1 tRNA gene is annotated in these 357 nt (G+C 37.5%); it reads left to right on the top strand.

The window, feature by feature from the left end:
* The first annotated feature begins 104 nt into the window (after positions 1-104).
* Positions 105-177: transfer RNA gene (locus LB941_RS12360), tRNA-Ala, on the top strand.
* Positions 178-357: the final 180 nt, after the last annotated feature.

The following is a 357-nucleotide window of genomic DNA, read 5'->3' as shown; positions in this document are numbered from 1 at the left end:
TGCGGCTGGATCACCTCCTTTCTAAGGAAAATAACGGAAACCTACACAATTGTCGAAACTTTGTTTAGTTTTGAGAGATCTACTTATATATAACAATGTACATTGGGGCCTTAGCTCAGATGGGAGAGCACCTGCTTTGCAAGCAGGGGGTCATCGGTTCGATTCCGTTAGGCTCCATTTGGTAATGTATTAATTACCAACGAACTTGTTCTTTGAAAACTAGATAATATTCTATTTCTAAATAAAGAAAAACCGAGAACACCGCGTTTTAAAGAGTTTTAAAACAAGAATTAAAGTTTTTAATCGCAAACTCATAACCCTTTAGGTCGCCGTAAGGCGAGATAAAGATAGGTTAAG

Origin of the sequence: Ligilactobacillus ubinensis, assembly GCF_024160875.1 — a bacterium.
GTDB lineage: Bacteria > Bacillota > Bacilli > Lactobacillales > Lactobacillaceae > Ligilactobacillus > Ligilactobacillus ubinensis.
Note: the sequence above shows the minus strand (reverse complement) of the source record. Positions and strands in the feature narration are given on the sequence as shown.